This window comes from Thioalkalivibrio sp. ALJ1, assembly GCF_000745395.1.
Lineage (GTDB): Bacteria > Pseudomonadota > Gammaproteobacteria > Ectothiorhodospirales > Ectothiorhodospiraceae > Thioalkalivibrio.
Map to the genome: position 1 here is coordinate 740,255 of NZ_KN050684.1, position 21,080 is coordinate 761,334.

General features: G+C 64.6%; 26 protein-coding genes. 9 read left to right on the forward strand and 17 right to left on the reverse strand.

Annotated elements, in window-relative coordinates; translation table 11 throughout:
• Window positions 1-61 precede the first annotated feature (61 nt).
• A complete protein-coding gene (locus tag F462_RS05765) occupies window positions 62-463 on the reverse strand; it encodes a hypothetical protein (protein WP_038052314.1) in 402 nt (133 codons plus the stop codon).
• Window positions 464-486: 23 nt separating this feature from the next.
• Window positions 487-1,020 carry a MarR family winged helix-turn-helix transcriptional regulator gene (locus F462_RS05770; RefSeq protein ID WP_038052317.1) on the reverse strand — a complete coding sequence of 178 codons (534 nt, stop codon included), beginning with the start codon at window positions 1,018-1,020 and terminating at the stop codon, window positions 487-489.
• Window positions 1,021-1,398: 378 nt separating this feature from the next.
• On the opposite strand from F462_RS05770, the gene F462_RS05775 reads away from it, so the two are divergent.
• Complete coding sequence (locus F462_RS05775; RefSeq protein ID WP_018142357.1) at window positions 1,399-2,454, forward strand: porin; 1,056 nt, start codon at window positions 1,399-1,401, stop codon at window positions 2,452-2,454.
• A gap of 57 nt (window positions 2,455-2,511) precedes the next feature.
• Here the strand turns inward: F462_RS05775 and F462_RS05780 are convergent, their stop codons facing one another.
• Together F462_RS05780 and F462_RS05785 are read right to left on the reverse strand one after the other, a co-directional pair.
• Window positions 2,512-3,948: an AmpG family muropeptide MFS transporter gene (locus tag F462_RS05780; RefSeq protein ID WP_038052320.1), complete on the reverse strand. Its 1,437-nt coding sequence runs from the start codon at window positions 3,946-3,948 to the stop codon at window positions 2,512-2,514.
• 42 nt (window positions 3,949-3,990) lie between these two features.
• A complete protein-coding gene (locus F462_RS05785) occupies window positions 3,991-4,758 on the reverse strand; it encodes an exodeoxyribonuclease III (protein ID WP_256378270.1) in 768 nt (255 codons plus the stop codon).
• Window positions 4,759-4,860: 102 nt separating this feature from the next.
• On the opposite strand from F462_RS05785, the gene pyrE reads away from it, so the two are divergent.
• Complete coding sequence (pyrE, locus tag F462_RS05790) at window positions 4,861-5,496, forward strand: orotate phosphoribosyltransferase (RefSeq protein WP_038052326.1); 636 nt, start codon at window positions 4,861-4,863, stop codon at window positions 5,494-5,496.
• Between the two features lie 405 nt (window positions 5,497-5,901).
• Here the strand turns inward: pyrE and F462_RS05795 are convergent, their stop codons facing one another.
• The 13 genes from F462_RS05795 to soxY all read right to left on the reverse strand — a co-directional run bounded on the left by F462_RS05795 (window position 5,902) and on the right by soxY (window position 15,354).
• Window positions 5,902-6,258 (reverse strand): cupin domain-containing protein, encoded by a 357-nt coding sequence (locus F462_RS05795; RefSeq protein ID WP_038052329.1) that lies wholly within the window; start codon window positions 6,256-6,258, stop codon window positions 5,902-5,904.
• Between the two features lie 13 nt (window positions 6,259-6,271).
• Window positions 6,272-7,822 (reverse strand): 2,3-bisphosphoglycerate-independent phosphoglycerate mutase, encoded by a 1,551-nt coding sequence (gpmI, locus tag F462_RS05800; protein ID WP_018141074.1) that lies wholly within the window; start codon window positions 7,820-7,822, stop codon window positions 6,272-6,274.
• 96 nt (window positions 7,823-7,918) lie between these two features.
• Complete coding sequence (gene tatC / locus F462_RS05805) at window positions 7,919-9,127, reverse strand: twin-arginine translocase subunit TatC (RefSeq protein WP_038052332.1); 1,209 nt, start codon at window positions 9,125-9,127, stop codon at window positions 7,919-7,921.
• Window positions 9,124-9,834, reverse strand: a complete 711-nt coding sequence (tatB, locus tag F462_RS05810; protein WP_038052336.1) for a Sec-independent protein translocase protein TatB — start codon at window positions 9,832-9,834, stop codon at window positions 9,124-9,126. The genes tatC and tatB overlap by 4 nt, the downstream gene beginning before the upstream one ends.
• A gap of 44 nt (window positions 9,835-9,878) precedes the next feature.
• Window positions 9,879-10,172 carry a twin-arginine translocase TatA/TatE family subunit gene (gene tatA / locus F462_RS05815; RefSeq protein WP_018141077.1) on the reverse strand — a complete coding sequence of 98 codons (294 nt, stop codon included), beginning with the start codon at window positions 10,170-10,172 and terminating at the stop codon, window positions 9,879-9,881.
• Window positions 10,173-10,372: 200 nt separating this feature from the next.
• The gene (locus F462_RS05820; protein WP_038052338.1) at window positions 10,373-10,741 is read right to left on the reverse strand and encodes a phosphoribosyl-ATP diphosphatase; all 369 of its coding nucleotides are present in this window, start codon (window positions 10,739-10,741) and stop codon (window positions 10,373-10,375) included.
• On the reverse strand, window positions 10,738-11,532 hold the full coding sequence (hisF, locus tag F462_RS05825) for an imidazole glycerol phosphate synthase subunit HisF (protein ID WP_018141079.1): 795 nt from the start codon (window positions 11,530-11,532) through the stop codon (window positions 10,738-10,740). Before hisF ends, F462_RS05820 begins: the two co-directional genes overlap by 4 nt.
• Window position 11,533: 1 nt before the next feature.
• Window positions 11,534-12,262 (reverse strand): 1-(5-phosphoribosyl)-5-[(5-phosphoribosylamino)methylideneamino]imidazole-4-carboxamide isomerase, encoded by a 729-nt coding sequence (gene hisA / locus F462_RS05830; RefSeq protein WP_018141080.1) that lies wholly within the window; start codon window positions 12,260-12,262, stop codon window positions 11,534-11,536.
• A gap of 10 nt (window positions 12,263-12,272) precedes the next feature.
• Window positions 12,273-12,929 (reverse strand): imidazole glycerol phosphate synthase subunit HisH, encoded by a 657-nt coding sequence (gene hisH, locus F462_RS05835; protein WP_018141081.1) that lies wholly within the window; start codon window positions 12,927-12,929, stop codon window positions 12,273-12,275.
• Window positions 12,930-12,953: 24 nt separating this feature from the next.
• On the reverse strand, window positions 12,954-13,547 hold the full coding sequence (gene hisB, locus F462_RS05840; RefSeq protein ID WP_018141082.1) for an imidazoleglycerol-phosphate dehydratase HisB: 594 nt from the start codon (window positions 13,545-13,547) through the stop codon (window positions 12,954-12,956).
• A 90-nt stretch (window positions 13,548-13,637) separates the two neighbouring features.
• The gene (locus tag F462_RS05845) at window positions 13,638-14,012 is read right to left on the reverse strand and encodes a hypothetical protein (RefSeq protein WP_244270850.1); all 375 of its coding nucleotides are present in this window, start codon (window positions 14,010-14,012) and stop codon (window positions 13,638-13,640) included.
• 540 nt (window positions 14,013-14,552) lie between these two features.
• Entirely contained in the window at window positions 14,553-14,837 is a 285-nt protein-coding gene (gene soxZ / locus F462_RS05850) for a thiosulfate oxidation carrier complex protein SoxZ (RefSeq protein ID WP_018141084.1), read from the reverse strand.
• Between the two features lie 46 nt (window positions 14,838-14,883).
• Complete coding sequence (gene soxY, locus F462_RS05855; protein WP_038052340.1) at window positions 14,884-15,354, reverse strand: thiosulfate oxidation carrier protein SoxY; 471 nt, start codon at window positions 15,352-15,354, stop codon at window positions 14,884-14,886.
• A 336-nt stretch (window positions 15,355-15,690) separates the two neighbouring features.
• Here soxY and F462_RS13260 point away from each other — a divergent pair, with 336 nt between their 5' ends.
• From F462_RS13260 to hslV, 7 genes are all read left to right on the forward strand, one after another.
• Complete coding sequence (locus F462_RS13260) at window positions 15,691-15,828, forward strand: LPS translocon maturation chaperone LptM (RefSeq protein ID WP_081911364.1); 138 nt, start codon at window positions 15,691-15,693, stop codon at window positions 15,826-15,828.
• Between the two features lie 61 nt (window positions 15,829-15,889).
• Window positions 15,890-17,179 carry a diaminopimelate decarboxylase gene (gene lysA / locus F462_RS05860; protein WP_038052342.1) on the forward strand — a complete coding sequence of 430 codons (1,290 nt, stop codon included), beginning with the start codon at window positions 15,890-15,892 and terminating at the stop codon, window positions 17,177-17,179.
• A complete protein-coding gene (locus tag F462_RS05865) occupies window positions 17,176-17,850 on the forward strand; it encodes a class I SAM-dependent methyltransferase (protein ID WP_038052344.1) in 675 nt (224 codons plus the stop codon). Before lysA ends, F462_RS05865 begins: the two co-directional genes overlap by 4 nt.
• The gene (gene dapF / locus F462_RS05870) at window positions 17,850-18,686 is read left to right on the forward strand and encodes a diaminopimelate epimerase (protein WP_038052346.1); all 837 of its coding nucleotides are present in this window, start codon (window positions 17,850-17,852) and stop codon (window positions 18,684-18,686) included. The genes F462_RS05865 and dapF overlap by 1 nt, the downstream gene beginning before the upstream one ends.
• Window positions 18,683-19,411 (forward strand): DUF484 family protein, encoded by a 729-nt coding sequence (locus F462_RS05875; protein ID WP_038052348.1) that lies wholly within the window; start codon window positions 18,683-18,685, stop codon window positions 19,409-19,411. The genes dapF and F462_RS05875 overlap by 4 nt, the downstream gene beginning before the upstream one ends.
• Entirely contained in the window at window positions 19,383-20,327 is a 945-nt protein-coding gene (gene xerC / locus F462_RS05880; protein ID WP_038052350.1) for a tyrosine recombinase XerC, read from the forward strand. The genes F462_RS05875 and xerC overlap by 29 nt, the downstream gene beginning before the upstream one ends.
• Window positions 20,328-20,514: 187 nt before the next feature.
• Window positions 20,515-21,057, forward strand: a complete 543-nt coding sequence (gene hslV / locus F462_RS05885) for an ATP-dependent protease subunit HslV (protein WP_018141092.1) — start codon at window positions 20,515-20,517, stop codon at window positions 21,055-21,057.
• Window positions 21,058-21,080: the final 23 nt, after the last annotated feature.

Consider the following 21,080-nt stretch of genomic DNA (forward strand, 5'->3'; position numbering starts at 1 on the left):
CCAGTCCGGGTCACGTTTCAACGTCAGATGAACACGGATCGCCAGGACTGGACCAAGTGAATCAGTCGCGCGGACGCCCGCGCAGGATGGCCCCGATCAGGACCAGAAAGACGATCGCGCCCACCGCGAAGAAGCCGAAGGCGCGGGCCAGGCTGTGATGCTCCACCGTGACCGTGGCCTGATCGGCCCAGTCATCGGCCTCCGCGGCACGCAGCCGGAAGCGATATTCGCCATCGGACAGGCCGCTGATCACCGTGCTGGTGTCGCCACCTTCGTAGATGATGCGCGCATCCGCATGATCCGGGCCTGTGGACTGCTCCAGCACCACGGGGGTGTCCGCATCCCAGTTCAGGGTGAAGCCGCCGTCGGTCGAGCGCTCGGGGGGCGCGTCAAAGGCCGGCGCTGCGCCCGCCACCAGCGGGCTCCAGAGCAGAGGCAACAGAAGAAAGAAAACCAGACGCATCAAGAGGCTCCGCGGCGACCGGTTCAGGACTTGCCGTCGAACGGCTGCAGACCGGCCTTGGGCTCGGTGGTGTTCATGGCCTCGACCAGCAGATCCAGGCCCTGGTCCAGTTCTTCGAGCCGACCCTTGGGCAACGACTGCAAGGCCCGGTTGAGCTCGCCCTGTGGCGCAGCCGGGGCCTTGTCCAGCAGTTCCATACCCGCGTCCGTCACATACAGGCGGACAATGCGCTGGTCCTTCTCCGGACGCCGGCGCTCAATCAGGCCGCGAAACTCCAATTTGTCCAGCAAGTTGGAAGTGGTCGAGGCGTGGACCGATAGCCGACGCGACAGGTCGCTCACGTTCAGACCCGGTGTTCGCTGCAACTCCCACAGCGCCCAGAGCTGCGAGGCGCTGATCCCGCAGGCCCTCTCCACCGTCCGCGAGTGCCCCTGCAGGGCGCGGATGATCACCCGCAGCTGGCGGATCACCGAACGCGCAACATCCGGCTCGGCGGAGCTGGCGGAGGTGCCGGGCGGGTTATCCGGGGATGAATGGGAGGCATGGCTCAGGGACATCGGAGTTCTCGCAGGTTTAATTACTCGTATAGTTAGTTTTGTACAAAAATAGTTCCATTGCAACTTGCACCTCGGCTGGCGAAATGGCGCAAAGAGCTCTAAGTAGGTGATTTGGGCAGATCGCGCGAGCATTTTGCCGACGCCTTCACAGCGGGAAAGCCGAGCTGGAAAAGAGCCACTGACACGCGAAGGCCATCACCAGGAACAAGGGATGGGTGTCGCGGTCATGCAACAGAACGTCGAGTTAACGTGTCTTGTTTACAACGTCCCGGCCCCTGCCTATAAAGAGAGCGCAGAGAAACCTTCGCATGCCTGCGCACTGTGTCTGCCAGGGCAGGACCTGGCGACACCCAACCGCCTGACCCGAGAGGAATCGCAATGAAGACGACGATGAGTTGGACCCTGGCGCCGCTGTCCGGTGCCGTTGCGTTGGCCCTGATCCTGGGCCCGAATACCGTCTTGGCACAGCAGGAAGGCGCTGGCGGCGTGGAGTTCGATTTCTATGGATCACTGCGATTGCAGTACGAAGCGGCGAGCCCCAAGGGCGAAGATAGCTACGACGGCTTTCGAGATGCGTATTCCCGCATCGGCTTCAACGCAAATTATGAAATCAACGACAACATCAGTGCATTCGCACAGCTGGAAGTACCGCTTGATCTCGCCAATGGAAAAATCCAGGACCCCTTCAACACCCGTGATGAAGACATCCGGATAGGCAAGATCGGGCTTTCGGGCAACTTCGGTACCGTGGCCTACGGTCGCGACTGGCTGCCCTACTACAACGCGATCGCCTTCCCGGTGGACATGTTCTATTCGTTCCAGAGCGGATTCGCGACCTATACGACGTTCCGCGAAAGCAACAGCGTCATGTACTACTCGCCTGACTTCAACGGCTTTTCCTTTGCTGCATCCCATAGTGCAAACGCTGGCTACGCGGACAGCTCTGGTTCCGCCGATGACCGGATACAGCTGACCGGCACCTACAGCGTAGGGGATACCACGCTTTCGGTCGGGGTCGATGACGTCGATGGTGCAAACAACACCCGCATCTGGGGCCTCTCTGCGATGCACACCATGGGTCCGCTGTCGCTAGCCGCGAAGGTCGAGTACATCGACAGTGACCAAGACATTGGTGCGTTCGGCGATGATGGTGACGTTGCGGCCAACATCTACGCGGCTTACACCATGGGACAGCACGTCTTCCACGGTACGTACGCGAATGTCGACAACTATGGGGAGGACGTCTACCACTTGGGCTATGCCTTTAACTGGATGGACGGCTTGACCCTGTTCGCCGAGTACTACTATGAAGAAGAAGCGACTGGAGCAATCCCTGCGGTCAAGGCACGGGACTCTGGTACCGACCCGATTCCGTTTCCCTCAGGTGGGGGTAGCAATAACGTGTTCATGGTTGGTGTTCACTACAGCTTCTAACGTACCTCCAGCTGCAGGCGGATGACTCAAGCCCGCGCCCACTATGGTGCGGGCTTTTTAGTGACCGCCGGATGGAAGCCGTCGACAACTACTCTCGGGTAACCGGTTCGGAATCGGTCGGCCCGGCTGAGCCATACGATCCGGGTTAGCCCAGCGCATCAGGGCGAACGCGAGCAGGATGGTGGGAATGCCGATCAGGGCGGAGCTGGCGAAGAACCAGACCCAGCCGATGTTCTCGGCCAGCACTCCGGTGAAGCCGGCGAGGAACTGCCCCGGCAGGGTCATGATGGAGCTGAACAGGGCGTACTGGGTGGCGGTGTAGGCGCTGTTGGTGAGGCTGGAGAGGTAGGCGATGAACACCGAGATCGCCATGCCGCCGGACAAGTTGTCGGCCATGATCGCGAACACCAGGCCATAGGTCTCGGGGCCCAGGGTAGCCAGCCAGGAGAAGGTCAGGTTAGTCAGCGGGGCCAGCACAGCGGTGGCAATCAGCATGCGCATGATGCCGAAGCGCACGACCAGCAGCCCGCCCAGCGCAGCACCGGTGAGGGTCATCGCCAGACCGAAGGCGGCGGCGATGTTGGCGATCTCGTCCTTGGTGAAGCCGATGTCGAGATAAAACGGATTCGCCATCACCCCCATAAAGATGTCCGCGATGCGGAAGACCGCGATAAATGTGATCACCAGCAGTGCGACTCGCCCAAAGCGCTGCCAGAACTCGACAAAGGGGCAGATGACGGCCCCGATAAACCAGGCCTTGAAGTCTCGCCACCAGCCGGTATCCGCGGTGCTGTTGAGATAGGCGACCACTCGGTCCTCAAGCCGCGCGGTGGCCGAATCCCGCTGCAGTACTTCAGGTTCACGAACGATCAGGGTACACACCACGCCGACCAACATGAGCGCGGCCATCGCGCCGTAGGACAGGCTCCAGCTACCCACTGCGGCAATATGCAGGGCGCCGGCGCCAGCAGTTAGCAGCGCGACGCGGTAGCCGGTTACGTAGGCCGCAGCCATCGCACCCTGGCGTTCCTGGCTAACGGCCTCAATGCGGTAGGCGTCGATGGCGATGTCCTGGGTGGCAGCGCCGAAGGCGGTCAGTACCGCCCAGACGGCGACCAGCCAGAGCTTTTCCGTGGGGTCGGTCAGCGCGATGCCGGCCAGCCCCAGGATGATCACCGCCTGGGCGAACAGCATCCAGGCTCGGCGCCGTCCGAAGACCCGAGTCAGCACCGGCAGGGCCATGCGATCGACCACCGGTGCCCAGAAGACCTTGATGCTGTAGGCCATCCCGACCCAGGAGAGAAAACCGATGGAGGCCAGCTCCACCCCAAGGTCGCGCAGCCAGGCAGTAAACGTGCCGCCGGTCAGCAGCAACGGGAGCCCGGCGGCGAAGCCGAGGAACAGCATCCCGAGAACGCGGGGGTGGCGGTAAACCGCCAGCGCAGCGCGCCAGTCGCGATGGGGCGGACGTTGCGCCTCGACGACGTCGGTCATGCAGAGTCGCCGAAGCGGATCAGCCCCGAGTCCGGCACGCCGCTAGGAGTCATAGTCGATCCAGAACGGCGCGTGGTCCGAATAACGATCGGCGGTGTGGATATACGGATCGCGCGCGGTGGCGGCAATGCCCGGGGTGGCAATCTGATAGTCGATCCGCCAACCCACGTTCTTGGCCCAGGCCTGGCCGCGGTTGGACCACCAGGTGTACTGCTCCGGCCGATCATCTAGCCGGCGGAACACATCCACCATACCGATCTCGTCGAACAGATGGTCCAGCCAGGCCCGCTCCTCCGGCAGGAAGCCCGAATTCTTGCGGTTGGACTTGTAGTTGGTGAGGTCGATTTCCTTATGGGCGATGTTCCAGTCGCCGCAGATGACCCACTCACGCCCGTCCTGCATGCGCTCCTCCAGCCAAGGGCGGAAGAACTCAAGGAAACGCCACTTGGAATCTTGGCGATGGTCGCCCGAAGACCCCGAGGGCAGGTAGAGCGACACCACCGACAGGTTGCCAAAGCGCATCTCGGCATAGCGGCCCTCGTTGTCGGCCTCCTCGAAGCCGATACGGGTGATCACCTCGTCCGGCTGGCGGCGGCTGTACAGGGCCACACCGCTGTAACCCGGTTTGACCGCATCGACATAGACACTGTGATAGCCGGGCGGATGGAAGGGCTCCCCCTGGATCTGGTGGATCTGAGCCTTGGTCTCCTGGATACAGACCACGTCGGCCTCGGTCCCCGGGAGCCAGTCGAAGAAGCCCTTGCGGGCCGCGGCACGGATGCCATTGGCGTTCATCGAGAGTATGCGCATGGCGACGAACGATACCTGCGCCCGGGCGCGTGGAAAAGCCCCGGACTGCGGCACCGGCACAGGTCTGTGTCAAAATACGATGTTTGAGACCGGAGCCACCCGATGACCGCCCATGCCTTCCTCGAATACGCCCTGCAACGCGATGTCCTGCGCTTTGGCGAATTTACGCTGAAATCCGGGCGCATCAGCCCGTATTTCTTCAACGCGGGCCTGTTCAATCGGGGTTCCGATCTGGTTCGGCTGGGGGAGTTTTACGCACAAGCGATCGTCGATTCCGGGATCGAGTTCGACCTGGTGTTCGGCCCGGCCTACAAGGGGATCCCGCTGGCCGCCGCGGTGACCGAGGCGCTTTACCGCGACCACAGTATGGACCGCCCCTGGGCCTTTAATCGCAAAGAGGCCAAGGATCATGGCGAGGGCGGCAACATCGTTGGCGCACCAATGGAAGGCCGCGTACTGATCGTGGACGACGTAATCACCGCGGGCACCGCCATCCGCGAGTCGGTGGACCTGATCCGCACCGCCGGGGCCTCCCCGATCGGCGTCGCAATCGCGCTGGATCGTGAAGAACGCGGCCGAGGCGAGCGTTCGGCCATCCAGGAGGTCGAAGCCGACCTCGGCCTTCAGGTCGTGCGCGTCGCCCGCCTCGGCGATTTGGTATCCATGCTGGAAGAGACGGGCCGCGACCCCGAGCACCTCGAGGCCCTGCGCGCCTACCGGGCCGAATACGGGGTGTAGGGAGACGCTGATTTAATCGCGCGTCCGCGCTCGAGTCGCTTTTGCGTGGGAACAAGGCGCGGTGACTGCCGTGCAGTCATTCTGCACAAGGGAGCCGCAACGCCGTGCGCGCGCCCGTTTTTGATAACAACGGGCGGCCGAGCCCCTGTGGGGTTGGTGCCCCCTGTTCCCCGATCCTGCGTTGCGCCCCCAATCCATCAGAAACGGGCGGGTAGAACCACTACCCGCTACACGACGCGCCTTGTCTCGGAAAACAGGAGGCACCAACGCCGACGCGCGATTAAATCAGCGTCTCCCTAGCCTTCCCGGCACTGTGAGGCCCTGGAAGGCGCGAGCATCGTCGTTTGTTTTCTCTCAACGAGAGGGAAAGGGACCGGAGGGTTTCGGACTGAGATGACCGCGGGACTACAGCAGTTCGGTGTCGTCGTGCGAGTAGGGCGGGGAGCAACTGCAGAGGATATGTAGCGGTTCGGGGCCCGTGTTGCGGATGTTGTGGGGCGTACCGGGCTGGATGCAGACGGTGTCGCCCACGGTCACCGGGAAGAGGTCCTCGCCCAGACGCATCTCGCCCTGCCCGCGGGTCACATGGTAGAGCTCTTCGGTGTGGGCGTGGCGGTGCAGGCGGGTGATCGCTCCGGGCTCGACCACGGCCTCGGCCAGGCTCTGTGCGGCGTTTCCGTGCACCGCGGGGTGCATCAGCTCACGGATCTCGGAGCCGTCCTTGGTGTCGTAGGCCGGGATGTCGGAGTAACGGGTGTGCATCGCGTTCGAGTGCTCAGGCCGAGGCCGGCACTTCCTCCAACAGCAGGCTGCTGCCCCCCATCGCGGCGGGCTTGGGGACGCCCATCAGCTCGAGGACGGTCGGGGCGACGTCGGCCAGACCGCCGCCGGTGCGCAGGCGCCAGCGCTGCGAGTCGGTGATCATGCACATCACCGGGTAGATGGTGTGCTGAGTGTGCGGAGCGCCGGTGACCGGATCGACGTACTCATCGCAGTTGCCATGGTCGGCGGTGACAATCGCGGAATATTCCAGCTCCTTGGCCGCATCCAGGACGCGCCCGACTTCGCGGTCCAGGACCTGGACGGCCTCCAGCAAGGCCTCGCGCTTGGCGGTATGGCCAACCATGTCGCCATTGGCAAAATTGACCAGGATAAAGCCGTAACGCCCGCTCTCCATCGCCTTGATGGTCTCGTCCGCGACCTCCTGTGCGCTCATCTCGGGCTGCTCGTCATAGGTGTCCACCGCCGGCGACGGGACCATCACCCGTTGTTCGCCGGCGTAGGGCTCTTCCTTGCCGCCATTGAAGAAGAAGGTGACGTGGGCATATTTCTCGGTCTCCGCACAGTGGAACTGCGGGATGCCGGCGGAGGCGATCGTGCTACCCAGGGTGGTCGACGGGCGCTCCGGCGGGAAGGCGATCGGCGACAGGAAGCGGGGGTCGTACTCGGTTAGGCAGGTCTCGGCGACTGGCCGAAAATCGCCGCGGTCGAAACCGTCGAAATCATCCATGCCCAGCGCCGCGGTAAGCTGACGCGGACGGTCATTGCGGAAGTTGAACAGCACGCAGACCGCATCCTGCCCAAGAGGCGCGCCGCCGTTAATGATGCGCGGGTTGATGAACTCGTCGTCTTCGCCCGCGGCGTAAGCGGCTTCGATCGCCTCGCGCGCGGAGCTGGCGGGTTCACCCTCGGCGTAGGCGATTGCACGGAAGGCCTTCTCGGTCCGGTTCCAGCGCTTGTCGCGATCCATGGCGTAATAGCGGCCGCATACAGTGGCGATCGCGCCGCCAGCGTTGGCCAGCTCCTCCTCCAATGGGTCGAGGTACTGGAGCGCGGAGCGCGGAGCGGTGTCACGGCCATCCGTGATCATGTGCACCATCGGGCGCGCGCCTTCGCGCTGGCAGATCTCGACCAGTGCTCGCAGATGACGGATATGCGAATGCACACCGCCATCGGAGACCAGGCCGATCAGGTGCAACGGCAAGTCGTTATTGGCGGCCGCCCGCGCGGCGCTGACCAGGGCATCGTTTTCGTAGAAGCTGCCATCGGAAATGGAGTCATCGATGCGCACCAGGTCCTGGTTGATCACGGTCCCGGCACCCAGCGTCAGGTGCCCCACCTCAGAGTTGCCCATCTGCCCGTCGGGTAGCCCGACTGCACGACCGCAGGCATCCAGCGTGGTGTGCGTATGGGAGGACAGATACTCGTCGAGGCGAGGGGTGTCCGCCTCGGCGTAAGCGTTATTCACCTTGGCGGGATTGACGCCCACCCCGTCCATGATGATCAACAGGACGGGGCGGCGGGGGGTCGAACGCGGATCGGCCATCGCGGAATCAATACCTGAGTCAATGGATTACCCGGGCATTTTAGCAAGTTCCGATGCTTGGATGGGGCGCGACCCCACACAAATCGGCGCGCCAGATCAGCGGTCCCGCGGCGGGTCCTGATCCGGCTCCGAGGCGCCAGTGGCGTCGCGTTCATCCGCGTCCGGCAGCGGCTTGTCCGTGGACTCCGGCGCCGCATCCTCCGTTGCCGTACCGGTCTGGCGGGCCTCCCGCTGGCGGCGCAACTCGGCCTGTTCTTCCTCCAGGCGGTCGAGTTCGGCGTCCATCTCATCGTCAGTCAGTGGCGTGTACCCGGTCCGCGCGGCGGCACTGGTGCCCTTGCTCGCCTTCGCCTGTCCCTTGGCGGCACCCTTGGCGACCCCCTTGGAGCCGCCCTTCGAGGGGTTCGCGACCTTGGAGGAGTACCGCTTGTAACCACTAGAGCCTTTGCGCGAGGAGCCGCCACCGCCCCCAGGGCCATCGTCGTCAGGGCCGTCATCGTACGGTCCGTCGTCATCCAGATCCGCGTCGGGTCCACCCGCGGTCGCAGCCCGCTGGGCCTTCTTGCGCTCCATGATGCGCGACAGGATCAGGCCAATCTCGAACAACAGCCACATCGGCAGGGCCAGCAGGGTCTGCGAGATGATGTCCGGCGGGGTCAGGACCATGCCGACCAGGAACACGCCGACGATCACGTAGGGGCGCTTCTGTGCCAGCTTCGCCGGCGTGGTGGCCCCCATGGAGACCAGCAGGATCGTCGCCACCGGCACCTCGAAGGCGATGCCGAAGGCAATGAACAGCATGATCACGAACGACAGATATCGCGAAATATCGGTCATCACGGCCACACCCTCGGGTGCGGTGGCCGTGAAGAACGCGAAGATCAGTGGGAAGACGACAAAGTAGGCAAACGCCATGCCCAGGTAAAACAGCATGGTGGACGAGGCCACCAGCGGCAGCGCCATACTCTTTTCGTGGGCGTACAGGCCCGGGGCCACAAACGACCAGACCTGATAGAGCAAATAGGGGATGCTGAGCACCACCGCCAGCAGCAGGGTCAGCTTGAACGGGATCAGGAACGGCGCGGCCACGTCGATCGCGATCATGCTGGTGCCTTCCGGCAGATGCTGCATCAGCGGGCCGGCCAGCCAGGTGTAGATCGGATTCGCGAACGGGAACAGGATCAGGAACATCACCAGGATGGCAATGAACATCCTGAGGATGCGGTCGCGCAGCTCGATCAGGTGCGTGAGCAGGGTCTCGGTCGCTTCCGGACTCGGCTCAACCCCCGGTTTGGTCTTGCTCATGAGTGCTTGTCAGGGGTCTGATCGTCGTGGGTGGTATCGGCGTTGGCGGTTGAATCCGGAGCCGGCGGCTCGTTGGCTGTGTCCGGCGTGCGGCGCTCGCGCACGGCAGGCTTCTTGCGTTGCGGACGCGGGCCATCGGCGCTGCGGGCCTTCTGTTCGGCGGCCAGAGCCGGGTCGTCGGTCATCAAGTTGCCATCCAGGCCGCCCTTCGCAGGGACCCGACGCACCTCGGTGGCGTCTCCCTCAGCGCTGTCATCCGCCGTATCCTTCTTGCCGTCAGGATCGGCGGCATCATCGGAAACCTGCCGGGAGGGCTTGTCGCGCACCGCGGGTTTGGCCTTCTTTTTCTCGGCCAGGGCCTTCTTCTCCTGAGTGGAGAGATCCTTGCCGCCCTTCTTTGGCTCGCCTTCGATGTCTTCGCGGAGACCTCGCTCGGTGTCTTCGATGTCCTCACGCAGGCTGGTCTCGGTCTCGTCCATCATGTTCTTGAGCTGGCGGATCTCGCGATCCTGGCTCTTCAACATGTTGCGCAGTTCGTCGGTCTGGAGTTCCTGCTCGAAGTCGGAACGCACGCTATGCACGAACCGCCGGGTCTTGCCGACCCAGCGCCCGATCTCGCGCGCGAGCCCGGGCAGACGCTCCGGCCCCACGACCAGAAGCGCTACCAGCACGATGATGATGATCTCCCAGAAGCCGATGTCGAACATGGGCTACCGCCGCCTGGACCCAGTCACCGCGCAGGGCGCGGCGCTCAGGACTTCTTGTCCGATTGCGAGGCGTCGGAATCCTTTTCGCTGCTCTTCTTCACCTCAGCGTCGACCACCCGGCCGTCGCTGTCGGTCTGGTCCTCGACCTCGCGCGGCTCACCGTCTTCCTCGCCTTCCTTCTTCTCTTCGGCGTCGGGATCCTTGACCGCCTGGCGGAAGTTCTTCATGGCCGAACCAATGTCCCCACCCATGTTGCGCAGCTTCTTGGTGCCGAACAGCAGCACGACAATCAGCAGGATAATGAGGAGCTGCCAAATACTGATACCACCGATACCCATGAACTCTGTCTCCGGTAAAACGACTTTGGGGGTAGCCTGAACGGCGCCAGGCGCATAATCAACTAGGGGCACACCGAGTAATGTACACGTTCGCGCTCAAGTCCCTTTTGATTTCGTAGACAAGACGCAGTGATCGCAGTGTAGCCAAGCCACATGAACGAACGCTTTACGGCCGAAAATAAAAAGGGGCCGGGACACGACTAATGGTCGGAGCGTCGACCACTGCTCTCGCGTGCGGCCTTCTCGGCAACACCCGACAGACCGAAGCGCCGAGCCAACTCGTCCAGTACATCATCCGGGTGCCGGCCGCGTGCCGCGAGCACCACCAAGGCATGAAACCACAGGTCGGCCATTTCCGACACCAGCGCGTCCGTGTCGTCGTTCTTCGCGGCGATCAACGTCTCCGCCGATTCCTCACCCAGTTTCTTGAGCATCTCGTCCAGGCCGCGGGCATGGAGCTTGGCCACATAGGACTGCCCCGGATCGGCCTGACGCCGTTGTTCAATCACCTCGGCCAGCGCGGATAGCACCTCGGCACCACTCGGACGCGCAGAAGTCGAATCGGTCATTGCGTGGCCAACCCGGCGTCGTTTGGCCGCACCGGCACCCCGGCGGCCGCCATCGCGTCCTTGGCCTCGCCCACCGTATGCTGCCCGAAGTGAAAGATGCTGGCCGCCAGCACCGCGTCGGCGTGGCCCTCGGTCACGCCCTCGACCAGATGCTGCAGCTCGCCGACGCCACCCGAGGCGATCACCGGCACGCCGACCGCATCGCTCACCGCGCGGGTAAGCGCTAGATCGAAACCCACCCGAGTGCCGTCGCGGTCCATGCTCGTCAGCAGGATCTCGCCGGCGCCCAGCGACTCCATGCGCTGCGCCCACTCGACCACGTCCAGCCCCGTCTCGCGGCGGCCTCCGTGGGTAAAGACCTCCCAGCGCGGCGGTTCATTGCCCTGGCTGACCTGCTTGGCATCGATCGCGACCACAATGCACTGGCTGCCGACCCAGTCAGCGGCCTCGCGCACCAGCTCGGGCCGGTGCACGGCGGCGGTGTTGATGGAAACCTTGTCGGCCCCGGCGTTCAGCAGGCGGCGGATGTCCTCCACCGCACGCACGCCGCCACCCACCGTCAACGGGATAAAGACCTCGCGCGCAACCGCCTCGACCACATGCACAATGGTCTCGCGGTCATCGCTGGAGGCGGTGATGTCGAGGAAGGTGATCTCGTCCGCACCCTGGGTGTTGTAGCGCCGAGCGATCTCCACCGGATCGCCGGCATCACGGATGCCAACGAAGTTGACGCCCTTGACCACGCGGCCAGCGTCGACATCCAGGCAGGGGATGATGCGCTTGGCAAGCATCTCAGTTCGCGGCGGCCTTGCGGGCCTCCTCCAGGGTGAAGGCGCCCTCGTACAGTGCGCGCCCGACGATGGCACCGGTAATGCCCTCTTCCTCCTGGGCGGCGAGGTTGCGCAGATCGTCCAGCGAGCTGATACCGCCGGAAGCAATAACCGGCACACGCACGTTGCTGGCCAGACGCGCGGTCGCCTCCACATTGGGACCCTTCATCATGCCGTCACGGGCGATATCGGTGTAGACGAAGGCGACCACGCCGTCAGCCTCGAAGTGCTGGGCCAGGTCGATCACGTCGTGGTGCGACAGCTTGGACCAACCATCCACCGCCAGCTTGCCATCCTTGGCATCGAGACCGACGATGATGCGGCCTGGAAACTCCAGACACAGGTCGTTCACGAAGTGCGGGGCGCTGACCGCCCGGGTACCGATGATCACGAACTCGACCCCGGCATCGAGATAGGCCTGCACCGTGTCCTCGTCGCGTACGCCACCGCCGATCTGGATCGGCAGGTCGGGGAAGGCCTTGGCGATCGCGTGCACCGCCTGAGCATTGCGCGGCTGGCCGGCAAAGGCGCCATCCAGATCCACGATGTGCAGGCGCTCGGCCCCGGCGTCCACCCAGCGCTTCGCCATCTCCACCGGGTCCTCGCCGAACACCGTGGAATCGTCCATGTTCCCCTGGCGCAGGCGAACGCACTTGCCTTCCTTCAGATCGATTGCGGGGATGACCAGCATCTTCGACTCCTCACGACGCCCCGGGACCGTCTCCGTCCCAGCGCAGAAAGTTGTGCAGCAGGCGCAGCCCGCAGGCGGCGCTCTTCTCCGGATGGCACTGCATGGTGAACAACGAGCCCCGTGCCAGTGCCGAGGCAAAGGTCTCGCCATAGTCGGTACGCCCGGCCACATCGGCCTCGCGCTCGGGTTGTACCCGGTAACTGTGGACAAAGTAGAACCAAGGGGTCTCCGGCAGGCCATGCCACAAGGGGTGCTCCGCGGCCGGCAGCACGCGGTTCCACCCCATGTGCGGGATCTTCAGGCGGCGCCCGTCCGGGCCATCCATCGCCGGAAAACGGGCGACCTTGCCCGGCAGGATCCCGAGCAGGTCAACGCCGCCACTCTCCTCGCTCGAATCCATCAGGATCTGCTGGCCCAGGCACAGGCCCAAGAACGGGCGGTCGGCCGCAAGTTCCGGCAACAGGCGATCGAGCCCCCGGCTGGACAGTGCCTGCATGGCATCACCCGCCGCGCCCTGGCCGGGAAATACCAGGCGGTCCGCCTCGCGCAAGGTCTCGGGGTCGTCCGTGAGCAGCACACGCTGGTCGGCCGCCGCCTCGTGCTCCAGCGCACGCACGACCGAGTGCAGATTGCCCATGCCGTAATCAATGACGGCAACAGTTTCCATGGCCGGGTCTCGTCCTCTGATTCTTTACAGACTGCCCTTGGTGGACGGCATCATGCCCGCCGCGCGCGGATCCATCTCCGCCGCCGCGCGCAGGGCACGCCCGAAGGCCTTGAAGATGGTCTCCGCGACATGGTGCGCATTGTCTCCGCGCAGGCAATCGATGTGCAGGGTCATCCAGCCGTGGTTGACCAGCCCCTGAAAGAATTCATGGAACAGGTCCACGTCGAATTCGCCGATGTGCGAACGACGGAAATCAGCATGCATCTCCAGCCCCGGACGCCCGGAGAAGTCGATGACCACCCGCGACAGCGCCTCGTCCAGCGGGACGTAGGCATGGCCATAACGGCGAATGCCCTTCTTGTCCCCCAGGGCCTTTGCAAGCGCCTGTCCCAGGGTGATCCCGATGTCCTCCACCGTGTGGTGGGCATCGATGTGCAGGTCACCCTCGGCGCGCACATCGAGATCGACCAGGCCGTGGCGGGCGATCTGATCCAGCATGTGATCGAGGAACGGGATGCCCGTCTCGAGATGACTTTGACCGGTACCATCGAGGTTCAACTCGATGGCGATCTTGGTCTCCAGGGTGTCGCGGCGGACGGATGCAGTACGTTCAGTCATGTTCCGGTTCAGGCACGGTAAAAGGCCAGTGTAGCAAGGCTGGCGCGCGCCCGGTATGACAGCGCGTGGAATGCGGCCTCGAAGGAGAGCCTATCGGCTCGGGGCGAGCTTGGGACCGACCAGCAGGGCCTCGGGCACAACCGCCTGGATCGCGCAGGGGAGTTCGCTGCAGATGCCGGGGCGGGCTGTCAGCGACACCCACAGCGTATTCAGCTTTAGGTTCAACTCCACGAACGCGATCTCGCGGCCATACCCATTCAGCACCCGCTCGATGGCGTGGGCTCGCGCGTGAAGTTCGGCGCGGGGCCGCTCGCGCAGGCCGGGGATCAGCATCATGAAATCCGCCAGGCGCCGGCCTTCGGCGTCGCGCCGGGGCAGGCGTTGCCACAACGGCTGGTGGGGTTCGAGGAGCAAGGCCGGACGCATCTCGGTGCCCGCGGGGGAGATAAGCGGTTCAGGTGGCATAACGGATCGCTACACATGGGTCTGAACTGAGTGTAGGCCACAGCCCGGCTCCCCGCCGCCTGACCGCCTTTACGGTTGGCTCCATTACGAAGCGCACGAAGAAAGGCCAGGTCAAGAGCGATTTACAGAAAGGCAGGAAGGTTGGAAGAAGGGCGTTTGGATGTTTTTGGATTGTCCAGAATGCCGTCGCGGTGAGGCATGCCATACGCTTTTGCCATCCCGGACACCTCGCAGCAGTGATTTGGAATCTTCCCGATGTGGCACTGCAAACGCTGGAGATCCCGCGCTCTTCGCCGCGCTCCGGCGGGCATGACGATCCGGCGGTCGGTCGCCCCTCAAGGTCCTGACCATCCAGGAGCACTTCAACCAATCCCTTCCCTGCTTCCCATCTTCCTGTAAACCGCTCTTGACCTGGCCCTTCTTCGCACCTTCGTGCGCTTCGTTGCGAAACAAAGGGGCTGCGGGGCATTCCCGTTGCCCAGAAACAAAAAAAGCCGGGGACAAGCCCCGGCTTCTTCAAGAGGAATGAAATCCCTCTTATTACCCTACTTCGACCTCGGTCGAATCGGATTCACCCTTGTTGTCCGTCCAGGAGACGGAGACGGTGTCACCGGCAGAACCATCGATCTCGGTCTGCACGAAGGGGTTGCGCGAGACGGTGTAGTTCCAGTTGGCCGTCAGCACGGTTTCGCCGTTGCGACCAATTTCCACGGTCTCGATGAAGTGCGGGCCACCGTCATCTTCGGGGACGAGCATGTCGTGGCTCATCAGCGCACGGATGTTAATTACGCCATTGCTTTCCTGGGCGCGAACTCGAATAGACATATCTTAAACCTCCAGTAGTGTTCGGATCAGCGATTGGGGGTCGGCGTTAGCCGCCGCAACCACCAACCGTGACCTTCACTTCTTGAACCGTCTTGTACCAGGTGTCGCCGGACTTCACGGCGGCGACCACGTTGGACGACTCGCCCATGCGGATACGGCCAGAGATGTTGGCGTGGGCGCCATCACCCAGCACGTAGTGAGCGGTCAGCGGCTGGTTGTTCAGCTCGACGAACACGGCCATTTCGGTGATGTCGTCCAGGCTGGACTCGATGGACACCGGAACCACGGCGCCGTTTTCGGCGATTTCCGGGGCGCTCAGGGTCACATCGCCATCCGCAATTTCGCTGGAGCCGGTGACGGCTTCAAAGGCGGCTTCCAGGCCTTCGGCTTCGAAGGCTTCGGACGGCCAGGCGGCGAGCAGCTTGCTCGGAGCCAGCAGACCGGCCCCGACGGCGACACCGACAGTACCGGCGGCGAGAGTGCCTTTCAGGAAGACACGGCGCTTGGTGCTAATCATGGATGATCTCCTCTCATCTTGTGGGTCAGTTCCGGATCATTCCGGGACGTCGGTGCGGTAAACCGCAGTGACGCCTGTTGCTCTGGACGGCGACCGGCAGGTCTCTATTCCCAGCGGATCGGGTTCCGCCCCTGACCAGCTTGGTGGTCTTTTGCTGGTCTTGCAGGTGCATCGTCCCAAACCTGGCTGAATCATTGATGAACAAAAATCATCACCGTTCAATATCGGGTGGATTTCCAGGAAATCGCCGCCACGAAGGCGAGCCACACCTGAAGCCAGCGGCGTATCAATGGCACACTATCGCCTCTTGATGCAACGCAACCCCGGACTCGACCCATGTTCTCCTGCAAGGCCCAATGGCTCCTGATCGCCGTCGTTATCGTGCTTGGCACGATGCAGATGCTCGCCTCCTGCGGACAGAAGGGGGATCTCTACCTACCCGACGACGAAGAAACCGAGGAGCGTCGCGAGTGATCCTTGCAGCGAAACGCCACAGGAATGCTGAACCCGTACTGATCCCATTGAAGGACCACTGATGGACTATTTCGACTACCACGGCGGCACGCTGTTCTGTGAGGGCGTGGCCCTGGACGGCCTTGCGGAGCTGGTCGGCACTCCCGCCTACGTATATTCCCGCGCCACTCTGGAGCGTCACTATCGCGCGTTCAGCGAGGCGCTGATCGGTATACCGCATCAGGTGTGCTTCGCGGTCAAGGCGAACTCCGCGCTGGGGGTGCTGAACGTGCTCGCGCGTCTGGGCGCGGGCTTCGACATTGTCTCCGGCGGTGAGCTGGAACGCGTGCTGCGTGCCGGCGGCGATCCGGCGCGGGTGGTGTTCTCCGGCGTCGGGAAGACTGCAGCCGAGATGCGCCGGGCGCTTCGGGTCGGCATCCACTGTTTCAACGTCGAATCGGCCCCCGAGCTGGAACGCCTCGAGGCCGTCGCGGCGGAAATGGGCGTGCAAGCCCCGGTGTCCATCCGCGTAAATCCGGATGTGGACGCCGAGACCCATCCGTATATCGCCACCGGGTTGCGCGAAAACAAGTTCGGCGTCGCCATCGAGGAGGCGCCCTCGCTGTATGCCCGGGTGCGCGACAGCCAGCATCTCGAGGCAACCGGAGTCGATTTTCACATTGGTTCGCAGCTGACCCGCATCGATCCGTTTACCGACGCATTGAAGCGTGTGCTGACCCTGATCGACCAACTGGCCGCCGACGGCATCGAACTGGAGCACATCGATGTCGGCGGCGGGCTGGGCGTACGCTACCGCGACGAGACGCCACCGGAGCCGGATGCGTGGGCCAGCGCACTGCGCGAGGTCATGGGCGAGCGCAAGATGAAGGTGCTGCTGGAGCCGGGCCGCGCGATCGCGGCGAACGCCGGCGTGTTCCTGACCCGAGTCGAGTACCTCAAGCATACCGAGGCCCACGACTTCGCGATCGTCGACGGCGCGATGAACGACCTGCTGCGCCCGGCGCTGTACGGCGCCTGGCAAGAGATCGTCCCGGTCGTACAGCACCATGACACGCCAGCGCGCACCTACGACATCGTCGGCCCGGTCTGCGAGACCGGCGACTTCCTGGGTCGCGAGCGCGAACTGGCGCTGGCCGCGGGCGACCTTCTCGCGGTGCGCTCGGCCGGGGCCTATGGCTATGTAATGGCCGGCAACTACAACTCGCGCCCGCGCCCGCCGGAGGTCATGGTCGACGGCGACCACTTCCAGATCATCAACCGCCGCGAGCAGGTGGATCACCTGATGATGCGCGAGAGCATGCTGCCGCATGACCCCGACGACGAGAATCCGCCGGGGGGCGTGGACCCGTGATCCCGCGACGCCCGGAACCCGAGCTGATGCTGGCGCCGGAACAGGCCCGCGCCTATGCCGAGGCCGACTTCGCCGCCCCGCACGAGGGCTTTGTGGATGCCTTTGCCGAGGTCTTCCCGGGGTCCGTGTCCGGCCCTGTGCTGGATCTGGGCTGCGGGCCAGGGGATGTCTCGCTGCGCTTTGCCGCGCGCTACCCGACCTGCGAGGTGGACGGGCTGGACGGTGCCCCGGCCATGCTGGCTGTCGGCGAAACCCTGATGCAGGGCCATCCGGCGGTAGATCGGGTGCACCTCGCGGAAGGCTGCCTGCCCGAGGCCCGGGGCCCGCGCGCGCCCTATGCGACGCTTATCAGCAACTCCCTGCTGCACCACCTGCATGATCCTTCCGCCCTGTGGCAGGCCGTCCGCCGCGACGGCGCCCCCGGCGCGCTGGTCTTCGTGATGGACCTGCGACGGCCAGACTCGACCGACACGGTCCAGGCCCTGGTCGCGCAGTACGCGGCCAATGACCCGGAGGTGCTGCGCCATGACTTCGAGAACTCCCTGCACGCCGCCTTCACCCCGGGAGAGGTACGCGAACAACTGGCCGCCGCCGGGCTTGGCGGATTCGAGGTACGGACTACCTCGGACCGGCACATGATCATCTACGGTCGCTTACCGGAGGCCCGCTGATGCGCCTGGAATTCACCAAGATGCACGGCCTGGGCAACGACTTCGTGGTCATCGACGGCATGCGCCAGAACGTCGCCCTGGACGAACCCCGCCTGCGCCTGCTGGCGGACCGTCACTTCGGCGTCGGCTGCGACCAGATCCTGCTGGTCGAGCCACCGGGCGATCCCGCGCAGGCACTTTTTCGCTACCGCATCTTCAATGCCGACGGCTCCGAGGTGGAACAGTGCGGCAACGGTGCCCGCTGTTTTGCCCGCTTCGTGCGCGAGCACGGCCTGACCGAGGCCCGCGAGATCCCGGTGGAGACCCTGGGCGGCCGCATCGTGCTGCACATCGAGGACAACGAGCAGGTCCGGGTGGACATGGGGCAGCCCGTGTTCACGCCCGAACGAATCCCGCTGGTCGCCGAGCAGGAGGCCGACGCCTACACCCTGGACATACAGGGCCACTCGATCACCCTGGGCGCGGTGTCCATGGGCAACCCGCATGCGGTGATCCTGGTGGACGACGTGGGCCACGCCCCGGTCGCCGAGATCGGCCCGATCATTGAACGTCACGACAACTTCCCTCGGCGGGTGAACGTCGGTTTTGCCGCGCTGCGCGACCGCAGCCATGTTGACCTGCGCGTGTTCGAACGCGGAGTGGGCGAGACGCTGGCCTGCGGCAGTGGCGCAGCCGCCGCGATGGCCGTATTGCGTCGCCGCGGACTGGTCGACGACGAAGTCGAGGTGGCCCTGCCGGGCGGGAGCCTTGTGCTAAGCTGGAACGGACAGGCCGAGGCACCGGTTTGGCTGACCGGCCCGGCCACCACGGTATTCAACGGCTGGATCGATCTATGACTGGGCAATCCTCAAACGCCTCTGCAACAAAGACCCGCAACCCGAAAAACAGCGTCAAGGACACGATCCGCGCGGCCGATGTCGAGGCCTATCTGCGCGACCACCCCGACTTCTTCCAGGAGCACCTGCCTCTGCTGGACATCCTGCGCCTGCCACACCCGACCGGTGGCGCGGTGTCCCTGCTGGAGCGCCAGGTGGCCCTGCTGCGCGAGAAGCACCGCGCGATGGAGCAGCACATGGGCGAATTGGTCGAACGCGCCCGCGACAACGAACGCATGGGCCAACACCTGCACGAGCTGGCCAAGACCCTGATGCGGGCCGAAAATCTGGACGCCGTGCTGGCCCTGACCCAGGACGCCCTGCGCAACGAGCTGGGCGCGGAGCGCGTCAGCATCCGCCTGGCCCATCGCGAGGCCGCGGACCTGCACGCGCTGGAGTCCAGCGAGCTGGCGACCTTCGATTCATTGTTCAGCCGCGGCAAGGCCCAGTGCGGGCGAGTGCCGGCCGAGATGCTGGATGTGCTGTTCGACGACACCGAAGAGATCGGCTCTGGGATCCTGATGCCGCTGGGTGACGATACCAACCGCATCGGCGTGCTCGGTCTGGCCAGCGAATCCGCGGATCGCTTCCAGCCCGACATGGGCACCTACTTCGTCACCCATATCGGCGACCTGCTGGCCGAATCGATCCGCTGTCATGTCGAGCGGACCCACGCTGCAGCCTGACAAGGCCGCCGACTCGCTGGATGCGGATATCGCGGCGTTTCTGGCGCATTTACGCGATATTCGCGGCCATTCGCCACACACCGTCCAGGCCTACCGACGCGACCTGACGCAACTGCGCGCGCTGCACAACGGCCCCTGGGATGCGCTCAAGGCGGCCGACATGCGCCGCATCGCGGGGCAGCTTGCCCGTCAGGGCCGCCACCCGCGCTCCATTCAGCGCTTTCTGTCCGCCGTGCGCGGCTTCTTCGCCTACCAGGTAGAACAGCGGCGCATGCCGGCCAACCCGGCCGCCGGCATGCGCGGCCCGCGCGCCGGGCGCGCCTTGCCGCGTGATCTCGATGTCGACCAAACCCAGCAAGCGCTGGCCCCACCCGAGGGCCTGGACCCGACGCTGGCCGCCCGCGACCACGCCATGCTGGAGCTTCTGTATTCCTCCGGCCTGCGGCTGTCGGAATTGACCGGGCTGGACCTGATCGATCTCGATCTGGATGCGGGGCTGGTGCGGGTGCTCGGCAAGGGCCGGCGCGAACGCAGCGTCCCGGTCGGACGGGTGGCCCGCGACGCGCTGCGCGCCTGGCTGAAGCGCCGGGGCAAGTGGGCGGCGGCGGACGAGCGCGCCGTATTCGTCAGCCGTCGAGGCCAGCGTATTGGCAACCGCGCAGTCCAGCGCCGGGTGGCCGAGGCCGGGCGGCGCGCCGGTCTCGACGTACACCTGCACCCGCACCGGCTGCGCCACGCTTTTGCCAGCCACCTGCTGGAGTCCAGCGGCGATCTGCGGGCGATCCAGGAACTTCTTGGCCACGCCAACCTTGAAACGACCCAGATCTATACCCATCTCGACTATCAGCACCTGGCGCAGGTGTATGATGCGGCCCACCCGCGGGCCCGGCGGAGCCGCCCGGCCGACACTGACTGAACACGGCCGCAGGATCGTCAAAAACCTCGGGAGAAGCCACACCCTCGCCAACGATTCATTGCGCGAAGCCTTGGGACACCGCACCCTCACGGCCTCGGGTAAGCCGGCCGAATGCACGCCGCACCCGGGGCCCTGGGGCCTGAACCGTCCCAGGATCGCCCCCGACTGCAGCAAAAGGAGACCGCCCGTGGAACAGTTTCGCGGCACCACCATCGTTTGCGTCCGTAAGGACGGCGCCGTCACGCTTGGCGGCGACGGCCAGGTATCGCTGGGCAACACCGTGATGAAGGGCAACGCGCGCAAGGTGCGCCGCGTCTACCACGACCGCATCCTGGCCGGCTTCGCCGGCGGCACCGCGGATGCCTTCACCCTGTTTGAGCGTTTCGAGGGCATGCTGGAGAAACACTCCGGCAACATCACCCGCGCCGCCGTGGAACTGGCCAAGGACTGGCGCACCGACCGCGCCCTGCGCAAGCTGGAGGCGTTGCTGGCGGTCTCGGATCGCGAGAATTCCTTTGTGATCTCCGGCAATGGCGACGTAATCGAGCCCGAAAATGCCCTGATCGCGATTGGCTCCGGTGGTCCCTACGCCCAGGCCTCCGCCCAGGCGCTGCTGCAGAACACCGATCTTTCGGCCCGCGAGATCGTCGAGAAGTCGCTGAACATCGCGGCCGACATCTGCGTGTACACCAACCACAACATCACCCTGGAGAGCCTGGACGCGGAATAACGCGCCAGCGCCTGCTGCCCTCT